Annotated in this window: 2 protein-coding genes and 1 tRNA gene; all 3 read left to right on the forward strand. The window is 39.8% G+C overall.

All coding sequences use genetic code 11. From position 1 onward, the window contains the following. Positions 1–395: tRNA-guanine transglycosylase (locus GXZ13_02815; GenBank protein ID NLX74769.1), on the forward strand; the 395-nt coding region annotated here is incomplete at its 5' end. Positions 396–403: 8 nt separating this feature from the next. Next, on the forward strand, positions 404–1,381 hold the full coding sequence (locus GXZ13_02820; GenBank protein ID NLX74770.1) for a threonylcarbamoyl-AMP synthase: 978 nt from the start codon (positions 404–406) through the stop codon (positions 1,379–1,381). A gap of 40 nt (positions 1,382–1,421) precedes the next feature. Continuing rightward, a tRNA-Pro gene (locus GXZ13_02825) sits at positions 1,422–1,499 on the forward strand. Positions 1,500–1,628 lie beyond the last annotated feature (129 nt).

Here is a 1,628-nt window from a genome sequence, read left to right on the forward strand (position 1 = left end):
ACCTTATGGGAGTAGGCTTTCCGACAAATCTTGTCGAGAGTGTTGCTAGAGGAGTAGATATGTTCGACTGCACGATTCCAACTCGTAACGGACGTAACGGCGGAGTTCTCACTCGTTTTGAAAAACTTAATTTAAAAAATAAGAGCTTTGCAAGAGATTTCACTCCAATAGATTCTACTTGTGATTGCTATGCGTGTCGCAACTACACGCGTGCGTATATACGTCATCTCTACACAGCTGGAGAAATACTTGCCTCGCGTCTATGTACATGGCACAACCTTCACTTTCTAGTTAATTTGATGAAAGAAGCGAGAATAGCAATAATAGAGGGCGAATTTCCGGCTTTTCGTTCTAATTTCATGGAACACTTTATGGAAGGCCAATATACAAAATGATGAAAGATATGGAAAAAAGACTTAACAATATTTTCGATGAAACAACGAAGGAAGAGCTTTCACTTTTTAAAAAGGCTGCGGAGATAATAAAAGCAGACGGGCTTGTCGCATTTCCAACAGAGACAGTTTACGGACTAGGAGCCAACGCGCTCAATGAGAATGCAGTAAAAAAAATATACGAAGCAAAGGGACGCCCTTCAGATAATCCTCTGATTCTTCATGTGTCTGGACTTGAAATGGCAGAATCCCTCGTACATATAAATGAAACAGCAAAACTTCTAATGAATAAATTTTGGCCAGGCCCTCTTTCGCTAGTTCTTAATGCAAAAGATATAATCCCTTTGTCTACAAGAGGAGGACTTCCCACCGCAGCAATAAGAATGCCAGATAATCGTATAGCACTTGAGCTTATAAGGATTTCTAACCTTCCAATTGCTGCTCCAAGTGCAAATAAAAGTGGAAGGCCGAGCCCGACAGACGCAAAAACTGTGAGGGATGATATAGGAGATTCAGTTGAAATGATTATTGATGGGGGTAAAACTCTAGTAGGTCTTGAATCCACAGTCCTTGATATAACTGGTGAAAATCCTGTTCTTCTGAGACCTGGTGCAATATCAAAAGAAGAAATAGAAGCAGTGCTGAACGTAACAGTGCTTTTTTCTCAAGACGAAAACATTATCAAGCGTTCTCCAGGTGTAAGGTATCGTCACTATGCACCAAACATACCTCTTGTATTGTCTGATGTAGAAAATGCTTTAAAATATGCGAATGGCAGAAAATGGGCTTGGATAGGCACATCAGAACCCAAAGGCACACCTAATACAAAAATAATTTTTATAAATACTAATGAATATGCAAAAGAACTGTTTAGAGTTTTAAGAGAGATTGAAACAACGAAAGTAGAAGTAATTATTGCCGAAAAACCCGAACAAAAAGGAATTGGCTTAGCACTTACTGACAGGCTTATAAAAGCTGCAGGGAATTGACGATACACAGTTAGAATGTTATAATTTTTACCGCTTTCTTCGGGGCGTAGCGCAGTCTGGTTAGCGTGCCTGGTTCGGGACCAGGAGGTCGGAAGTTCAACTCTTCTCGCCCCGACCATTTTAAAACTACACCTTCGGCGAATGCCTAAGGTGTTTATTTTTTTCAGCATTTATGCTGTTTGACTAATCTTGATAAATTTGATATAGTCAATGATACGAGGTGAAAGCAATGCCGGAAGATAAAACT

It is taken from the genome of Synergistaceae bacterium, from assembly GCA_012728235.1.
Taxonomy (GTDB): domain Bacteria; phylum Synergistota; class Synergistia; order Synergistales; family Synergistaceae; genus JAAYFL01.

What these genes read in the sequence shown, in the direction of transcription:
- GXZ13_02820 (NLX74770.1), top strand. Translation starts at nt 404, where the DNA reads ATGGAAAAAAGACTTAACAATATTTTCGATGAAACAACGAAGGAAGAG.